Raw genomic sequence first — 16,939 nt, 5'->3', positions numbered from 1 at the left:
CCGCGGCGAGCTACACGGTGCAGCGCAACGCCACCTTCTTGAAAAGTGGGCCGCTGCTTTGTATTGAATTTCGCAGCGGGCCCGAGAGATTACAGATTCCGCAGCGCGGCGACTACTGCGTCGCCCATTTCCTGCGTACCGACTTTGGTGCAACCGGCCGAATAGATATCACCGGTGCGCAGCCCTTGATCGAGCACGACGCTGACGGCTTTTTCGATGGCATCGGCGGCGTCCTGCAGATTGAAGCTGTAACGCAGCATCATCGATACCGACAGAATGGTCGCCAACGGGTTGGCGATGCCTTTACCGGCAATGTCCGGCGCCGAACCGTGGCAAGGCTCGTACATGCCTTTGTTGTTGGTGTCCAGCGAGGCCGACGGCAGCATGCCGATGGAACCGGTGAGCATCGACGCCTGGTCGGACAGAATGTCGCCGAACATATTGTCGGTGACGATCACGTCGAACTGCTTCGGTGCGCGCACCAGCTGCATGGCGGCGTTATCGACGTACATGTGGCTCAGTTCGACTTGCGGGTAATCCTTGCCCACTTCTTCAACGATTTCACGCCACAGTTGGCTGGACGCCAGCACGTTGGCCTTGTCCACCGAGCAGAGCTTCTTGCCACGCACCATGGCCATGTCGAAACCGACGCGAGCGATGCGGCGGATTTCGCTTTCGCTGTACGGCAGCGTGTCGTAGGACTGACGCTCGCCGTTGTCCAGGGTGCGGGTGCCGCGCGGTGCGCCGAAGTAGATGCCACCGGTCAGCTCACGGACGATCAGGATATCCAGACCGGCAACGATTTCCGGCTTCAGGCTCGAAGCCTCGGCCAGTTGCGGGTACAGAATCGCCGGACGCAGGTTGCCGAACAGGCCCAGTTGCGCACGGATTTTCAGCAGGCCGCGCTCAGGGCGGATGTCACGTTCGATGGTGTCCCATTTCGGACCACCGACGGCGCCCAGCAGAACAGCGTCGGCAGCGCGGGCGCGGTCGAGGGTTTCGTCGGCCAGCGGCACGCCGTGCTTGTCGATGGCAGCGCCACCGATCAGGTCATGGCTCAGCTCGAAACCCAGGCTGTACTTGTCGTTGGCCAGCTCCAGCACCTTGACCGCTTCGGCCATGATTTCAGGACCAATACCGTCACCTGGGAGAATCAGAATCTGCTTGCTCATGCTTTCCTCGTGTCTTCAGTCGGTGCGCCATCTTAGGCGCGCCCGGAAAAATTCTTAGCACTCAGCCATCAGTACGATCACATCTGTACTGAACGAGCCGTCGGCATCAATCTCAAAATATTCGCGCACTTCGTTGCCCATCGACTGCTGCAACTGGCGGATCGCCGCGCGCATCACTTCAGGCGTGCGCATGCGTTCAACCCAGCTTGTGTATTCCAGACGCAGGCGCTGGCGCGTGGTACTGCGCACATGCAAACCGGCCTCGCTGACCTGACGCAACCATTCAGCGCCTGAATAATCGCGCACATGGCTGGTATCGCGCAGCACTTCGACGCTTTGCAGGTAAGTGTCGAACAACGGACTGCCCGGTGACAACACATCAACGAACGCCGCCACACCGCCCGGCTTCAGCACCCGGCGCACTTCGCGCAGGGCCACGCCGAGATCGCTCCAGTGATGCGCCGAATAACGGCTGAAGACGAAATCGAACTCGCCATCGGCAAACGGCAGACGCTCGGCGGCGCCGTTGACCGTGGCGATGTTGCAGATGTTGCGATCAACGGCAGCGGCGGCAACCACATCGAGCATTTGCTGCGACAGGTCGTAAGCGACCACTTCCTTGACCAGCGATGCCACATGAAAACTGACGTGACCGGCGCCGCAACCCAAGTCCAGCACCCGAGCCTCGCCCTGCCCGGCCAGCTCAGCCTGTAGCAGCGCGAATTCGGTGCCTTGAGCGTGAACGGCGCTGCTCAGGTAGGCGGCGGCCTGTTCACCGAATTGCTTTTGTACGACCTGGGTGTGTTGGGCGGTACTGGTCATGGGACTTCCTTTTTAGGGTGAGTCTTGTGGTGCTTTTGAGGGCCTCATCGCGAGCAGGCTCACTCCTACATTTGGAATGCGCTCCCCTGTAGGAGTGAGCCTGCTCGCGATGGCGCCATTCGCCATACGCAAATTATGCGTCGCGGAACAACCACGGCTGGCTAACCCGATGCTTGGCCTCAAACGTCGCAATCGCATCACCGTCCTGCAAGGTCAAACCGATATCGTCCAGACCGTTCAACAGGCAATGCTTGCGAAACGCATCGATCTCAAAGCTGTAAACCTTGCCATCCGGACGCGTCACGGTCTGCGCTTGCAGATCGACCTGCAATTGATAACCCGGCTCAGCCTCGACCTGCTTGAATAACTCATCAACTTCAGCGTCGCTCAAGATGATCGGCAGCAAGCCGTTCTTGAAGCTGTTGTTGAAGAAGATGTCGGCGTAGCTCGGCGCGATGATGCTGCGAAAACCGTATTCTTCCAGCGCCCACGGCGCGTGTTCACGGCTGGAGCCGCAACCGAAGTTCTCGCGAGCCAGCAACACGCTGGCGCCTTGATAACGCTCGGCGTTGAGGACGAAGTCCTTGTTCAGCGGACGCTTGGAGTTGTCCTGATACGGCTGGCCGACATCCAGATAACGCCATTCGTCGAACAGGTTCGGACCAAAACCGGTGCGTTTGATCGACTTCAAGAATTGCTTCGGAATGATCTGGTCGGTGTCGACGTTGGCACGATCCAAAGGCGCGACAAGACCAGTGTGCTGGGTAAAAGCTTTCATGCTGCGCTCCTTTAGATCAATTCACGAACGTCGATGAAACGACCGTTCACCGCTGCCGCCGCCGCCATGGCCGGGCTGACGAGGTGGGTACGGCCACCAGCGCCCTGACGGCCTTCGAAGTTACGGTTGGAGGTCGAGGCGCAATGCTCGCCTGACTCCAAACGGTCCGGGTTCATCGCCAGGCACATCGAGCAACCCGGCTCACGCCATTCGAAACCGGCTTCGAGGAAAATCTTGTCGAGACCTTCAGCTTCAGCCTGCGCCTTGACCAGACCCGAACCCGGCACCACGATCGCCTGCTTGATGGTCGAAGCGACTTTACGGCCCTTGGCGATCACCGCCGCAGCGCGCAAATCTTCGATCCGCGAGTTGGTGCAGGAACCGATGAACACGCGATCCAGCTGAATGTCGGTGATCGCCTGATTGGCGGTCAAACCCATGTATTTCAGGGCACGGACGATCGAGTCGCGCTTGACCAGATCCATTTCTTTGGCTGGATCCGGCACGTTTTGGTCAACGGCCAAGACCATCTCGGGCGAAGTGCCCCAACTGACTTGTGGCTTGATCTGCGCAGCGTCGAGTTCAACCACGGTGTCGAACTTGGCGTCGGCGTCGGAGACCAGGTCTTTCCAGGACTCGACGGCCATGTCCCATTCCGCGCCTTTCGGTGCAAACGGACGGCCTTTCACGTAATCGACGGTCTTCTGATCCGCAGCCACCAGGCCAACACGGGCGCCGGCTTCGATGGACATGTTGCAGATGGTCATGCGGCCTTCGACGGACAAGTCGCGGATCGCGCTGCCAGCGAATTCGATGGCATGGCCGTTACCGCCGGCGGTGCCGATCTTGCCGATCACCGCGAGGACGATGTCCTTGGCGGTCACGCCGAACGGCAATTGCCCTTCAACGCGCACCAGCATGTTCTTCATTTTCTTGGCGACCAGGCACTGGGTGGCGAGCACGTGCTCGACCTCGGAAGTGCCGATACCGTGGGCCAAGGCACCGAACGCGCCGTGGGTCGAGGTGTGCGAGTCGCCGCAGACCACGGTCATGCCCGGCAAGGTCGCGCCCTGCTCCGGACTGATCACGTGGACGATGCCTTGGCGGACGTCGTTCATCTTGAACTCGACGATGCCGTATTCATCGCAGTTGTCGTCGAGGGTCTGAACCTGCAAACGCGAGACCTGATCGGCAATGGCTTCGATGCCGCCCTTGCGCTCTGGAGTCGTTGGTACGTTGTGGTCCGGGGTCGCGATGTTGGCATCGATGCGCCAAGGCTTGCGCCCGGCCAGACGCAGACCTTCAAAGGCTTGCGGCGAGGTCACTTCGTGAATGATGTGACGATCGATGTAGATCAGCGCCGAGCCATCGTCGCGCTGCTTGACCAAATGCGAATCCCAGAGCTTGTCGTAGAGCGTTGTGCCGGCCATCAGACGGTTCCTCATCAGCTGGTTTCGAGGCCCTGGGCTTTTCAATAACCCTTTGGCTTGTGAGGCCGATCCTATGGGGTTAGATTAAATAACTCAAATTCATATTTTTTATGCTTTGGATAACCAACTGGAATACGAACATGGATCTGGCCAACCTCAACGCTTTTATCGCGATTGCCGAGACCGGCAGCTTCTCCAATGCCGGCGAACGCTTGCACCTGACACAGCCGGCAATCAGCAAGCGCATCGCCGGGCTGGAGCAACAATTGAAGGTACGGCTGTTCGACAGGCTCGGCCGTGAAGTCGGTTTGACCGAGGCCGGCCGCGCCCTGCTGCCACGGGCATATCAGATTCTCAATGTGCTGGATGACACCCGCCGCGCGCTGACCAACCTGACCGGTGAAGTCAGCGGTCGCCTGACCCTGGCCACCAGTCACCACATCGGTTTGCACCGTTTGCCGCCGCTGTTACGGGAGTTCACCCGCCGTTACCCACAGGTCGCGCTGGATATTCAGTTCCTCGATTCGGAAGTGGCCTACGAGGAAATTCTCCATGGCCGCGCTGAACTGGCGGTCATTACCCTCGCGCCGGAACCTCACGCGCTGGTCAAAGCCACGCCGGTGTGGGATGACCCGCTGGATTTCGTGGTCGCCCCGGAGCATTCGCTGATCAATAACGGCGCCGTCAGTCTGGCCGACATTGCCGGTCATCCGGCGGTTTTCCCCGGCGGCAACACCTTCACCCACCATATTGTCCAACGCTTGTTCGAAGCTCAGGGGCTGACGCCGAACATCGCCATGAGCACCAACTACCTGGAAACCATCAAGATGATGGTCTCGATCGGCCTGGCCTGGAGCGTTTTGCCGCGCACCATGCTCGACGATCAAGTGGCGAGCATCGTATTGCCGGGCATACAGCTCAGTCGCCAGCTAGGCTATATCTTGCACACTGAACGGACGCTATCGAATGCGGCAAGAGCGTTTATGGCCTTGCTGGATGCACAAATCGATCTGCCAGGGACTTAAGGCCAACTTGTGCTACTCCTATAGAGCCGCTGCCCCTGTGCCTAATGCCACCATCAGCTCAAGGCCTGTTAACGATGCCGAAATCTGTTGACCGAATTCCGCCGATGCCGCGTATTCAGGCCATTGACCCGCGACGATCCGAGCAGAGCTGGGAGAGTGCGCCGCAATTGCTCGCCGCGCTCAACGGCGCGCGGCTCGGCGCCTGGTATTGGGACATTGAGCGCGGGCAGATCAGTTGGTCACGGGGCACCCAGGCCTTGTTCGGCTTCGATCCGCGCCAACCGTTGCCCGAAGACCTCGAATACCTCGACCTGTTGCCGCCGGAAGACCGCGCAAAAACCGTCCGCGCCTTCCACGCCGTCATCGCCGGCGCCCCGCTGGAACAGGCGATGCACCACCGCATTCGCTGGCCGGATGGCAGCCTGCACTGGCTGGAGATCAATGGCAGCCTGTTACCCGACAAGAACGGCCGCCCCCGAATGATCGGGGTGATTCGTGAAATCACCCACCAGCGTCAGCGCGAGCAAGCCCTGAGCAGCTCGGAGAAACGTTTCGCCACACTGTTTCATCTGTGCCCGAACATGGTTCTGCTGACCCGTCAGGAAGACGGCCTGATCAGTGAAGCCAACCAGTATTTTGAAAGCCTCTTCGGCTGGCCGGTGCAGAGCGCGATTGGCCGCACCACGCTGGAGCTGGGGCTGTGGGTGCACCCGGAGCAACGCGCCGAACTGGTCAAGAAAACCAAGGCCAAGGGTGAACTGATCAGCATGGAGGTGCAGTTTCGCGCCAGCAATGGGCAGATTCACGACGGCATACTCAGCGCACAGAAGGTCGAACTCGAAGGTCAGCCGTATCTGCTCAGCACCTTCCTCGACACCACCGAACACAAAGCCGCCGAACATGCATTGAAGGACAGCCAGGAACGTCTCGATCTGGCGCTGGACTCGGCGCAACTCGGCACGTGGGACTGGCATATTCCCAGCGGCATGCTCTACGGCTCGGCGCGGGCCGCGCAATTGCACGGGCTGGAGCCAAAACCGTTCCACGAGTCGTTCGACGAGTTTTTCGAAGGCGTGCCCGGCGAAGAGCGCGACAGCATGCGCGACGCCTACCGCAGCCTGCGCGAAGGCCCGGCAGGCAATTATCAACTGACCTATCGCGTGCAACTGCCGGACGGCAGCTCACGTTACCTGGAAAGCCGCGCCCGCCTCTACCGCGATGAAAGCGGCGCACCGTTGCGCATGGCCGGCACGCTGCTCGACATCACCGACCAGGTCGAGCGCGAACAACGCCTGGTGGCCTCGGAAGAAAAATTCGCCACGCTGTTCCAGGTCAGCCCCGACCCGATTTGCGTCACGCGCCAGGACAGCGGCGAATTCATCGAGATCAATTCCAGTTTTAGTCAGACCTTCGGCTGGAGCGCCGCCGACGTCATCGGCCACACCGCCGAAGAAATCGGCCTGTGGGACGCCTCGGCGAAAAGCCTGCAACGCATTGAACGGGTGATTCGCGAACAAGGTTTGAGCAACGTCGCGATCATCGTTCAGCACAAGGACGGCCAGTCGCTGACCTGCGTGATTTCCAGTCGGCAGATCAGCGTCGGCGATCAGCCGTGCATCGTCACCACCCTGCGCGACATTACCCAGCAGCAGCGTTCGGAAGCGGCGCTCAAGGCCAGCGAGGAGAAATTCGCCAAAGCATTCCACTCCAGCCCCGACGCGATCACCATCACCGAGCGCGACACCGGACGTTATCTTGAGGTCAACGACGGCTTCTGCCGCCTCACCGGCTATCGCGCTGAAGATGTCGTCGGCAAAACGGTTTATCAGGTAGGTATCTGGGCCGAAGAGAAACAGCGTTCGGCGTTACTCGCCGAGTTGCAGATCAAGGGCCGCGTGCATCATCAGGAAATGCTCGGGCGCAACAAACGCGGCGAACTGCTGACCGTGGAAGTCTCGGTCGAGCCGATCACCCTCAATGAAACCGCCTGCCTGCTGCTGACGGCGCGGGACGTCAGCCTGCTGAAAAACGCCGAAGCGCAGATCCGTCACTTGGCGTACCACGACCCGCTGACCAACCTGCCGAATCGCGCCCTGCTGATGGATCGCCTGAGCCAGCAGATCGCCCTGCTCAAACGCCACAACCTGCGCGGCGCGCTGCTGTTTCTCGACCTCGATCACTTCAAGCACATCAACGATTCGCTCGGCCATCCGGTCGGCGACACGGTGCTGAAGATCATCACCGCGCGGCTCGAAGCCAGCGTGCGCATGGAAGACACGGTGGCGCGCCTCGGCGGCGATGAATTCGTGGTGCTGCTCAGTGGCCTCGAAGGTTCGCGCAACGAAGTCAGCGCGCAAGCCCGCTCGCTGGCCGACACCCTGCGTGAATTGCTCTCGGAGCCGATGTTCCTCGACGGCCAGCGCCTGCAAGTGACCCCGAGCATCGGCGTGGCACTGATTCCGGATCACGGTTCGACCCCGACTGACCTGCTCAAACGCGCCGATATTGCGCTGTACCGGGCCAAGGATTCCGGGCGCAACACCACGCAGATGTACCACAACACCATGCAGAAGGCCGCCAGCGAACGGCTGCGCATGGAGACCGACTTGCGTCTGGCGTTGTCACGCGGCGAATTCAATGTGCACTTCCAGCCGCAGATCGACGCGCGGGATAACCGCATCATCGGCGCCGAAGCGCTGGTGCGCTGGAATCACCCAGAGCTCGGCGCGCAATCGCCCACCGAGTTCATCAAAGTGCTGGAAGACAGCGGGCTGATTCTTGAAGTCGGCACGTGGATCCTCGATGAAGCCTGCGAAGCATTCAAACAACTGATCGCCCTGAAACTGGTCGATCCGTTCAACTTCAGCCTGTGCGTCAACATCAGCCCACGGCAGTTCCGCCAGAACGACTTCGTCGAACGCATCGAACACAGCATGACCAGCCACGGCCTGCCCTGCTCGCTGCTGAAACTGGAAATCACCGAAGGCATCGTCATCCAGAACCTCGAAGACACCATCAGCAAAATGCGTCGTTTGAAAAAGCTCGGCGTGAGTTTTGCCATGGACGATTTCGGCACCGGTTACTCATCGCTGACCTACCTCAAGCGCCTGCCAGTGGACACGCTGAAAATCGATCAGTCGTTTATTCGCGATGCGACGACTGATCCGAACGATGCCGAAATCATCCGCGCCATCGTTGCCATGGCGCGCAGCCTGGAACTTGAGGTGATTGCCGAAGGCGTGGAAACGCCGGAGCAACTGGCATTCCTGCAAGGTTTGGGCTGCCATTTGTATCAGGGTTATCTGCACAGTCGACCGATGGCGCTGGAAGATCTGAAATTGATGTTGGAATAGCGAGCATAAAAAAGGACGCCATTGGCGTCCTTTCTTTGCAGCGGATTTACAGATTTTTTCAGGCCGCTTCAGCGACCGGTAGACCGAGCAAGCGCGAGACATGATCGGGTTCGGTTTCACGGCGCAACACCGTGAACAGCTCGGTCGCTTCGGGATAATTGCGCGTCAGCATCGCCAGCCATTGCTTCAAACGGCCCGGCGATTGCCGCGCGGTCATCTGCGCCTTGGCTTGCAGCCAGAAGTCCTGAATCAACGGCATCAGCTCGGCCCAGCTCATCTCAATGACTTCTTCGCCGGCGCGGGCAGCGGCAATCTGTCTGGCCAGATCCGGGCGCGACACCAGACCGCGACCGAGCATGATGTCTTCGACACCGCTGATTTCGCGGCAACGGCGCCAGTCTTCGACGCTCCAGATATCGCCGTTGGCGAACACCGGGACTTTGACCACGTCTTGTACGCGCGGAATCCACTCCCAATGTGCGGGCGGTTTGTAGCCGTCCATTTTCGTACGGGCGTGAACCACGATGTGTTCGGCGCCGCCTTCGGCCAACGCCGTGGCGCAGACCAGCGAGCCATCCGGGCTGTCGAAACCGAGGCGCATCTTCGCGGTGACCGGAATGTGCGCCGGTACTGCGCGACGCACATGCTCGACGATCTGGTTGAGCAGTTCAGGCTCCTTGAGCAGCACCGCCCCGCCACGGGATTTGTTCACGGTCTTGGCCGGGCAACCGAAGTTGAGGTCGATCACTTCAGAGCCGAGTTCGCAGGCCAGTGCCGCGTTTTCCGCCAGACAGACCGGGTCGGAACCGAGCAATTGCACGCGCAATGGCACGCCGGATGCGGTACGGGCGCCGTTGAGCAGCTCCGGGCCGAACTTGTGGAAGTACGCCGGCGTGAGCAACTGGTCGTTGACCCGAATGAATTCGGTCACGCACCAGTCGATGCCGCCAACGCGGGTCAGCACGTCGCGGAGGATGTCGTCGACCAACCCCTCCATGGGCGCCAGAGCAATTTGCATGGGGAAACACTACTTGAAGAAAAAACGTGCCGCAGTTTACTGGATTGCAGCCACAAAGCGGTAACCCCTGTAGGAGCTGCCGCAGGCTGCGATCTTTTGATGTTGTTTTTTAAAGATCAAGATCAAAAGATCGCAGCCTGCGGCAGCTCCTACAGGGATCGGGTCAGGCGGGGATTTGGATCGCCGGGCCGTAGCCTTCGATAAACTCGGCCGGCATGCGCTTGGGCCTGCCAGTGGACAGTTCGATGCAGACGAACGTGGTCTGCGCGCGCAACAGCGTGGTGTTGTCGCTCGGACGCTTGAGCTGGAAATGCCGGGTCATTTTCAGGCGCTGATCCCAATCGACGATCCAGGTCGCCAATTGCAGTTCGTCGCCTTCATAGGCCGCCGCCAGATAATCGATTTCATGGCGGACCACGGCCATCGCCCGGTCCAGCCGCCGATATTCGACCAGGTCCAGCCCCAGACGCTGCGAGTGGCGCCAGGCGCAGCGTTCGAGCCAGGCCACGTACACCGCGTTGTTCGCGTGGCCCAGACCGTCGATGTCTTCGGCGCCTACTTGCAGATCAATGGTAAACGGCGTTGCCCGATCCCAGCCCATGCCCCACTCCCGGTCAATGTATTCAACCGGGGCAGTGTAACGGAGCTCACGCCGATTGGCGCGCCTGAAGGCTGCGGCCGGCCAGCAGTGATAACACTCCATCAATCACCCGAGGGTCGGCGAGTACGCGCTGATGACCGCCGCCTTCAAGGCGCAACAAGCGGCTGTCGAACCAGGATTCGTGGATCAGCTGTGACTCTTTGACCGAGACGAAGGTATCGTCCTCGGCATGCACGATCAGCCCGGGCATATCCAGTTGATAGTGCGCAACGTCCAGCGTGGCGGCACGCATGCCGACATCCTGCTCGACCTGACGAATGAACGCGGAGCGCGCTCGCGGCGGCATGCCCATGTAGCGGGCGAATCCGCGCAGCACGCCAAGAATGCGCGCCGGCGCGGCAATACTCACGAGGGTTTCGGTGCGCAAGCCCAATTGCACGGCGAGCATGGCACTGGCACCGCCCATGGAGTGGCCGATAACGGCTTGCAGTGGCGGTAACTCGGCCGCCGCTTCGAGCATCGCCCGAGCGAACAGCACGACATTGGCCTCACGCCCCGGCGAGCGACCGTGGGCCGGACCATCGAGTGCGACGACGGTGTAGCCGGCTTCGACCAGCGCGGTGATCAATGACGCGAATTGAGTCGGCCGGCCTTCCCAGCCGTGCATCAGCAGCACGGTCGGACCTTGGCCCCAGCGCAGCGCCGACAGGCCGAAGCGCAGGGTAATCCGCTCGGAATTGGCCAACAGCGGCAATTCCCAATCGCGCAACGGCAGCGCGCGCGGCGTCATGAATACCGAACGCATCTTGCTCGCTACCCGCTTCGGTGCAATCCAGCCCAAGGTGCCATTAACGCCACGAACCCATTTCAACGTGCTCATCGCTCTCTCCTCAGGCCTGTTGCCTTCAGGTCAACGCACCGCCGACTTGGCAGCGCGCAGCAATCGATCGGATAAATCTCCCGGGCCCAGCGCTCTTGCGAGGGCCAGACCACCCACCATCAAGGCCATGTCGGCCAGAGCTTTATCGGTGTCCTCAGGACTGGCCGCCAACTGCGCAACCATCAACTCCAGGTGTTCGTTCAGCGCGAGGCGGAACGAATCCGGCAAACGCCCCAGTTCGCCGATGGAAGCAGGAATCGGGCACGCCGCTTCGCTGGAGTCGCGGTGCTTGCGCGACAGGTAGAACGCAGCGACCAGCGCGCGGCGTTCTTCACCAGTCAGTTCGCTGTCCATGTCGGCAATCAGGTCGCGGCGGCGACCGAGCAATTGCTTGAACGCTTCAAGCATCATCGCGTCCTTGCTTTCGAAGTGCGCATAGAAGCCACCGACGGTGAGGCCGGCCGCGCCCATCACTTCGCCCACGCTAGGGTCTGCCGGGCCGCGCTGAATCAGTGCGGAGCTGGCAGCCTTGAGGATGCGTTCGCGGGTTTGAGCTTTTTTATCGTTCATCGTTGCCTCCGAATATTACGACTAGAATATTATTCGCATAATAATATTCCGCAAGTCAAGAATATGACCGCTGGTCTGAAGCACAGTGTAAGGAAAAAGGAGAGTTGGCCAAACGCCAGACAAACAAAAGGGCCATTCAATAATTGAATGACCCTTATAAATCCCGCAGAGCGGGTAATCGTGGCGTCCCCTAGGGGACTCGAACCCCTGTTACCGCCGTGAAAGGGCGGTGTCCTAGGCCACTAGACGAAGGGGACACAAACCTTCTATACAACTGATCAGTGCTGAGAGCTGATCGATTCAAGGCCGGTGTGGCCAGACCTTGAACTTGTAAAATTGGTGGAGCTTAGCGGGATCGAACCGCTGACCTCCTGCATGCCATGCAGGCGCTCTCCCAGCTGAGCTAAAGCCCCGGATTTTTCGCCTCACGGCGGAGTGACATCTTGCAACATCACTTCTGTAAAACTGGCGTCCCCTAGGGGACTCGAACCCCTGTTACCGCCGTGAAAGGGCGGTGTCCTAGGCCACTAGACGAAGGGGACGCAAACCCTTCTATACAACTGATCAACGCTGAGTGTTGATCGCTTCAAGGCCGGTGTGGCCAGACCTCGAAGTGTAAAATTGGTGGAGCTAAACGGGATCGAACCGTTGACCTCCTGCATGCCATGCAGGCGCTCTCCCAGCTGAGCTATAGCCCCTCATCGTTGATGTCATCGCTGAGGACGGGGCGAATCTTAAGGGTGTATCGAAAGCCTGTCAAACTTATTTTTGAAAAAAATCAAAACTTTTCGTCGGCATAACAACCACTTACCGCCCTCCTCCCGAAAATCCGGGACTTGGGATAAAGCATGCCCCTGTAGGAGCTGCCGCAGGCTGCGATCTTTTGACGTTGCCGTTTAAAGATCAACATCAAAAGATCGCAGCCTTCGGCAGCTCCTACAGGGGGGTTAAGCTATCAGGCGATAGCGGCCAGCAGCTTTTCCCACTCTTTGTTTTCTTTCTTCGACACGCCGCCCAACAGGTCGATCGCCTGACGCAGGCGGAAACGGGTCAGATCCGGGCCGATGATTTCCATCGCATCGAGCACCGACACCGAGCTTGCCTGACCGGTTATCGAAGCAAACATCAGCGGCATGGCATCACGCAGTTTCAGCTCCAGCGATTCAACCACCGCCTGAATCGTTGCGGTGATGTTGTCCTTCTCCCACTGACGCAGGCTTTCCAGCTTCCACAGGATCAACTGCATCAACTGGCGAACCTGATCGCCCGAAAGCTTTTTCGATTCGAACAGCTTGGCATCCGGATTGACGCCGCCAGCGAAGAAGAACCCGCCCAGCGGAGCAACCTGGCTGAAGGTTTCAACGCGACCCTGCACCAGCGGTGCGATCTTCATCATGTATTCCGGGTTCAGCGCCCAGGTCTGCAAGCGGCTGGCGAATTCTTCCACCGGCAGATCACGCAGCCACTGACCGTTAAGCCACGAGAGCTTCTCGATGTCGAAGATCGGCCCGCCGAGCGAGACACGCTTGAGGTCGAAGTTGTCGACCATTTCCTGCAGCGAGAACTTCTCGCGCTCATCCGGCATCGACCAGCCCATGCGACCGAGGTAGTTGAGCATCGCTTCCGGCATGAAGCCCATGCGCTCGTAGAACGTTACCGAAGTCGGGTTCTTGCGCTTGGACAGCTTGCTCTTGTCCGGGTTACGCAGCAGCGGCATGTAGCACAGCTCCGGTTGTTCCCAGCCGAAGTATTCGTACAACAGAATCAGTTTCGGCGCCGATGGCAGCCATTCTTCGCCACGCAATACGTGGGTGATTCCCATGAGGTGGTCATCGACCACGTTGGCGAGGAAGTACGTCGGCAGGCCGTCGGTCTTCATCAGCACTTGCATGTCCATGCGATCCCACGGGATCTCGACGTCGCCACGGAGCATGTCCGGCACCACGCAGACGCCTTCGCTTGGCACTTTCATGCGGATCACGTGCGGTTCGTCAGCCGCCAGACGGGCCGCGACTTCTTCTTTCGACAACAGCAGTGCGCGACCGTCGTAGCGTGGGGTTTCGCCGCGAGCCATTTGCTCGGCGCGCATCTGATCCAGCTCTTCAGCGGTGCAGAAGCATGGGAACGCGTGGCCCATTTCAACCAGTTGCTGGCAATACTTCTGGTAAATGTCGCCGCGCTCGCTCTGGCGATACGGGCCGTGCGGGCCGCCAACGTCCGGGCCTTCGCTCCAGTCGATACCCAACCAGCGCAGGGCGTCGAAGATCTGCTGTTCGGACTCGCGGGTCGAACGCAACTGGTCGGTGTCTTCGATCCGCAGGATGAACTCACCACCATGCTGCTTGGCAAAGCAGTAGTTGAACAATGCGATGTAAGCGGTACCTACGTGGGGATCCCCGGTAGGCGATGGCGCGATGCGAGTGCGGACGGTGGTCATGGCATGTCTCGAAAAGAATGAAAAGCAAAACAATCAAGCGGCGAATGGTAACAGGCGACACCCGCCCCGCTCCAGCAGACAGGGCATTTAAGCCAAGTTTGCGTCTGTAACGCGCGTAAGCCGCAGTGAATGGCCGAATATCAACCGTGGGCATTTACCGTTTATCGGCTGTATGCGAGATTCAGCCGCTGATAACTTTCCTTACAATTCCTCGACTACAGTTTGCCCATGCCTGCCCAACTCAAGCGTCGCCTGTTGATTTTCCTGCTGCTCGTCCTGCTGATTGCCGGGGGCTTTTTCGCTCATTGGTTTTTCAAGGGACGCTTTTATGAAAGCACCGACAACGCCTATGTCCAGGGCGAAATCACCCGTGTGTCGAGCCAACTGAGCGCGCGCATCGATGAAGTGCTGGTGCAGGACAATCAACACGTCGAAAAAGGCCAATTGCTGGTACGCCTTGAGCCGAACGATTTCCATCTGGCCGTGGACCGCGCCAATGCCGCCCTCGCCACCCGCGAAGCCGAACGCTTGCAAGCGCAAAGCAAACTCACCCAGCAATCGAGCCTGATCGCCGCCAGCGATGCGCAAGTGGCGACCACACAAGCGACGCTGGGCCGTTCGCAAATGGATTTGTCGCGGGCGGAAACCCTGCGCAAACCCGGTTATGTCTCTGAGGAACGCGTGACCACCCTCTCCGCCGACACTCACATTGCCCGCTCGCAAGTGGCCAAGGCGCAGGCTGATGCGCAAGGTCAGCGCCAACAGGTCAACGCCTTGAACGCGGAAATCAAACGCCTCGATGCACAGATCGCCAACGCCCGCGCCGATCTCGCGCAAGCCGAACTCAACCTGACCCGCAGCGAAATCCACGCGCCGATCAGCGGCCTCGTCGGCCAGCGTGCCGCGCGCAACGGCCAAGTGGTGCAGGCCGGCGCTTACCTGTTGTCGATCGTTCCGGACGAAGACATCTGGGTGCAGGCCAACTTCAAAGAAACCCAGATCGGTCACATGCAGCCCGGGCAAAAAGCCGAGCTGACCTTCGACGCGTACGGCGACACGCCGATCGAAGCGCGGGTCGACAGTCTGTTCGCCGCGTCCGGCGCACAGTTCAGCCTGCTGCCGCCAGACAACGCCACCGGCAACTTCACCAAAGTCGTGCAGCGGATTCCGGTGAAACTGACCTTCAAGGCCGACAACCCGTTGCACGGCAAAATCCGCCCGGGCATGTCCGCCACCGCCACCGTGAACATCAAAGACGCCCCGGACAATGGCCGGTGATTCGCTGATCCGCCCGGTCGGCGAACCGACCCGGCGCGATTGGATTGCGGTGATGAGCGTGATGCTCGGCGCCTTCATGGCCGTGCTCGACATCCAGATCACCAACTCATCGCTCAAAGACATTCAGGGTGCGTTGTCGGCGACGCTGGAAGAAGGCTCGTGGATTTCCACCTCTTATCTGGTCGCGGAAATCATCATGATCCCGTTGACCGCGTGGCTGGTGCAGCTGCTCTCGGCGCGGCGCCTGGCGGTGTGGGTGTCGCTGGGGTTTCTGGTGTCTTCGCTGCTGTGTTCGATGGCCTGGAGCCTGGAGAGCATGATCGTCTTTCGCGCCATGCAGGGATTCACCGGCGGCGCGCTGATCCCGCTGGCGTTCACCCTGACCCTGATCAAACTCCCTGAACATCACCGCGCCAAAGGCATGGCGATGTTTGCCATGACCGCCACTTTTGCGCCATCCATCGGCCCGACGCTGGGCGGCTGGCTTACGGAAAACTGGGGTTGGGAATACATCTTCTACATCAACATCCCGCCGGGCCTGATCATGATCGCCGGCCTGATGTACGGGCTGGAGAAGAAAGAAGCGCACTGGGAATTGCTCAAAAGCACCGACTACACCGGCATCCTCACGCTAGGGATTGGCCTCGGTTGCTTGCAGGTATTTCTGGAAGAAGGCCATCGCAAGGACTGGCTCGAATCGAGCCTGATCGTGACGCTGGGCAGCATTGCGCTGGTGAGTCTGATCACCTTTGTGATCGTGCAGATCTCCAAACCGAATCCGCTGATCAACCTCGGCATCCTGCGTAACCGCAACTTCGGTTTATCGAGTATTTCCAGCCTGGGCATGGGTGTCGGGTTGTATGGCTCGATCTACCTGTTGCCGCTGTACCTTGCGCAGATCCAGAACTACAACGCCCTGCAGATCGGTGAAGTGATCATGTGGATGGGCGTGCCGCAGCTGTTCCTGATTCCGCTGGTGCCGAAGCTGATGAAGTTTGTCTCGCCGAAATGGCTGTGCACGCTCGGGTTCGGATTGTTTGGTCTGGCGAGTTTTTCGTCGGGAGTGCTCAACCCGGATTTCGCCGGGCCACAGTTCAATCAGATCCAGATTATTCGGGCGCTGGGGCAGCCATTGATCATGGTGACCATTTCGCTGATCGCCACGGCTTACATCCTGCCGCAGGATGCGGGCTCGGCGTCGAGCCTCTTTAATATCCTGCGCAACCTGGGCGGAGCGATCGGCATTGCCTTGCTCGCGACATTACTGGATGCGCGCACCAAGACTTATTTTGATTATTTGCGTGAAGCGGTAGTGCCGACCAATCCGCAGGTGGCGGAGCGACTGGCGTCGATGACGGATCGGTTTGGCAGTGATACGGCGGCGCTGGGCAAGTTGAGTGAGATCGTCCATCAGCAGGCGGCGATCATGGCTTACAACGATGCGTTTCACTTTGTCGGGATTGCGCTGGGGGTGAGCATGCTGGCGATTTTGTTGACCAAGAAATTGCCACAAGGATTGAAGGCTGGGGAATCCCACTAACTGCAACTGATCGTTCCCATGCTCCGCGTGGGAAT

General features: G+C 59.7%; 13 protein-coding genes and 4 tRNA genes. 4 read left to right on the top strand and 13 right to left on the bottom strand.

All coding sequences use genetic code 11. The features are described 5' to 3' along the window. Positions 1–89: 89 nt before the first annotated feature. From leuB to leuC, 4 genes are all read right to left on the bottom strand, one after another. A complete protein-coding gene (gene leuB, locus ACIPZE_RS16405; RefSeq protein ID WP_400773896.1) occupies positions 90–1,172 on the bottom strand; it encodes a 3-isopropylmalate dehydrogenase in 1,083 nt (360 codons plus the stop codon). A 54-nt stretch (positions 1,173–1,226) separates the two neighbouring features. After that, a complete protein-coding gene (locus ACIPZE_RS16400; RefSeq protein WP_400773893.1) occupies positions 1,227–1,994 on the bottom strand; it encodes a class I SAM-dependent methyltransferase in 768 nt (255 codons plus the stop codon). Positions 1,995–2,127: 133 nt separating this feature from the next. Continuing rightward, positions 2,128–2,772 carry a 3-isopropylmalate dehydratase small subunit gene (gene leuD, locus ACIPZE_RS16395; protein ID WP_007913445.1) on the bottom strand — a complete coding sequence of 215 codons (645 nt, stop codon included), beginning with the start codon at positions 2,770–2,772 and terminating at the stop codon, positions 2,128–2,130. 11 nt (positions 2,773–2,783) lie between these two features. Further along, positions 2,784–4,202, bottom strand: coding sequence for a 3-isopropylmalate dehydratase large subunit (gene leuC, locus ACIPZE_RS16390; protein WP_400773889.1), 1,419 nt, complete (start codon positions 4,200–4,202; stop codon positions 2,784–2,786). Positions 4,203–4,342: 140 nt separating this feature from the next. Between leuC and ACIPZE_RS16385 the strand changes: the two genes are divergently transcribed. Both ACIPZE_RS16385 and ACIPZE_RS16380 read left to right on the top strand, forming a co-directional pair. Next, entirely contained in the window at positions 4,343–5,227 is an 885-nt protein-coding gene (locus ACIPZE_RS16385) for a LysR family transcriptional regulator (RefSeq protein ID WP_064389123.1), read from the top strand. 74 nt (positions 5,228–5,301) lie between these two features. Continuing rightward, positions 5,302–8,580, top strand: a complete 3,279-nt coding sequence (locus ACIPZE_RS16380) for a PAS domain S-box protein (RefSeq protein WP_400773885.1) — start codon at positions 5,302–5,304, stop codon at positions 8,578–8,580. A gap of 58 nt (positions 8,581–8,638) precedes the next feature. Here ACIPZE_RS16380 and ACIPZE_RS16375 read toward each other — a convergent pair whose 3' ends face one another. The 9 genes from ACIPZE_RS16375 to gltX form a co-directional block, all read right to left on the bottom strand. After that, positions 8,639–9,598 carry a tRNA dihydrouridine synthase gene (locus ACIPZE_RS16375; protein ID WP_400773882.1) on the bottom strand — a complete coding sequence of 320 codons (960 nt, stop codon included), beginning with the start codon at positions 9,596–9,598 and terminating at the stop codon, positions 8,639–8,641. A 163-nt stretch (positions 9,599–9,761) separates the two neighbouring features. Then, positions 9,762–10,199, bottom strand: coding sequence for an acyl-CoA thioesterase (locus tag ACIPZE_RS16370; RefSeq protein WP_400773880.1), 438 nt, complete (start codon positions 10,197–10,199; stop codon positions 9,762–9,764). Positions 10,200–10,245: 46 nt separating this feature from the next. Then, positions 10,246–11,079, bottom strand: a complete 834-nt coding sequence (locus ACIPZE_RS16365; RefSeq protein ID WP_129394721.1) for an alpha/beta fold hydrolase — start codon at positions 11,077–11,079, stop codon at positions 10,246–10,248. A 30-nt stretch (positions 11,080–11,109) separates the two neighbouring features. Continuing rightward, on the bottom strand, positions 11,110–11,649 hold the full coding sequence (locus ACIPZE_RS16360; protein ID WP_129394722.1) for a TetR/AcrR family transcriptional regulator: 540 nt from the start codon (positions 11,647–11,649) through the stop codon (positions 11,110–11,112). Between the two features lie 181 nt (positions 11,650–11,830). Further along, positions 11,831–11,906 (bottom strand) — tRNA-Glu (locus ACIPZE_RS16355). A gap of 80 nt (positions 11,907–11,986) precedes the next feature. Then, positions 11,987–12,062 (bottom strand) — tRNA-Ala (locus ACIPZE_RS16350). Between the two features lie 53 nt (positions 12,063–12,115). Next, positions 12,116–12,191: transfer RNA gene (locus tag ACIPZE_RS16345), tRNA-Glu, on the bottom strand. Positions 12,192–12,271: 80 nt separating this feature from the next. Continuing rightward, positions 12,272–12,347: transfer RNA gene (locus tag ACIPZE_RS16340), tRNA-Ala, on the bottom strand. Between the two features lie 257 nt (positions 12,348–12,604). Continuing rightward, entirely contained in the window at positions 12,605–14,086 is a 1,482-nt protein-coding gene (gene gltX / locus ACIPZE_RS16335) for a glutamate--tRNA ligase (protein WP_400773877.1), read from the bottom strand. 228 nt (positions 14,087–14,314) lie between these two features. Here gltX and ACIPZE_RS16330 point away from each other — a divergent pair, with 228 nt between their 5' ends. Both ACIPZE_RS16330 and ACIPZE_RS16325 read left to right on the top strand, forming a co-directional pair. Further along, entirely contained in the window at positions 14,315–15,364 is a 1,050-nt protein-coding gene (locus ACIPZE_RS16330) for an HlyD family secretion protein (protein WP_129394724.1), read from the top strand. 49 nt (positions 15,365–15,413) lie between these two features. Beyond that, positions 15,414–16,904: an MDR family MFS transporter gene (locus ACIPZE_RS16325; RefSeq protein WP_174823974.1), complete on the top strand. Its 1,491-nt coding sequence runs from the start codon at positions 15,414–15,416 to the stop codon at positions 16,902–16,904. Positions 16,905–16,939: the final 35 nt, after the last annotated feature.

The organism is Pseudomonas sp. NPDC089741 (assembly GCF_044748825.1).
GTDB classification, from domain to species: domain Bacteria; phylum Pseudomonadota; class Gammaproteobacteria; order Pseudomonadales; family Pseudomonadaceae; genus Aquipseudomonas; species Aquipseudomonas helmanticensis.
The sequence above is the reverse complement of the archived record's forward strand: the minus strand, read 5'-3'. Positions and strand labels throughout refer to the sequence as shown.

Bases quoted from the DNA above. Each gene is read 5' to 3' on its own strand.
- leuB (WP_400773896.1), bottom strand. From the start codon at position 1,172: ATGAGCAAGCAGATTCTGATTCTCCCAGGTGACGGTATTGGTCCTGAA.
- ACIPZE_RS16400 (WP_400773893.1), bottom strand. From the start codon at position 1,994: ATGACCAGTACCGCCCAACACACCCAGGTCGTACAAAAGCAATTCGGT.
- leuD (WP_007913445.1), bottom strand. From the start codon at position 2,772: ATGAAAGCTTTTACCCAGCACACTGGTCTTGTCGCGCCTTTGGATCGT.
- leuC (WP_400773889.1), bottom strand. From the start codon at position 4,202: ATGGCCGGCACAACGCTCTACGACAAGCTCTGGGATTCGCATTTGGTC.
- ACIPZE_RS16385 (WP_064389123.1), top strand. From the start codon at position 4,343: ATGGATCTGGCCAACCTCAACGCTTTTATCGCGATTGCCGAGACCGGC.
- ACIPZE_RS16380 (WP_400773885.1), top strand. From the start codon at position 5,302: ATGCCGAAATCTGTTGACCGAATTCCGCCGATGCCGCGTATTCAGGCC.
- ACIPZE_RS16375 (WP_400773882.1), bottom strand. From the start codon at position 9,598: ATGCAAATTGCTCTGGCGCCCATGGAGGGGTTGGTCGACGACATCCTC.
- ACIPZE_RS16370 (WP_400773880.1), bottom strand. From the start codon at position 10,199: ATGGGCTGGGATCGGGCAACGCCGTTTACCATTGATCTGCAAGTAGGC.
- ACIPZE_RS16365 (WP_129394721.1), bottom strand. From the start codon at position 11,079: ATGAGCACGTTGAAATGGGTTCGTGGCGTTAATGGCACCTTGGGCTGG.
- ACIPZE_RS16360 (WP_129394722.1), bottom strand. From the start codon at position 11,649: ATGAACGATAAAAAAGCTCAAACCCGCGAACGCATCCTCAAGGCTGCC.
- gltX (WP_400773877.1), bottom strand. From the start codon at position 14,086: ATGACCACCGTCCGCACTCGCATCGCGCCATCGCCTACCGGGGATCCC.
- ACIPZE_RS16330 (WP_129394724.1), top strand. From the start codon at position 14,315: ATGCCTGCCCAACTCAAGCGTCGCCTGTTGATTTTCCTGCTGCTCGTC.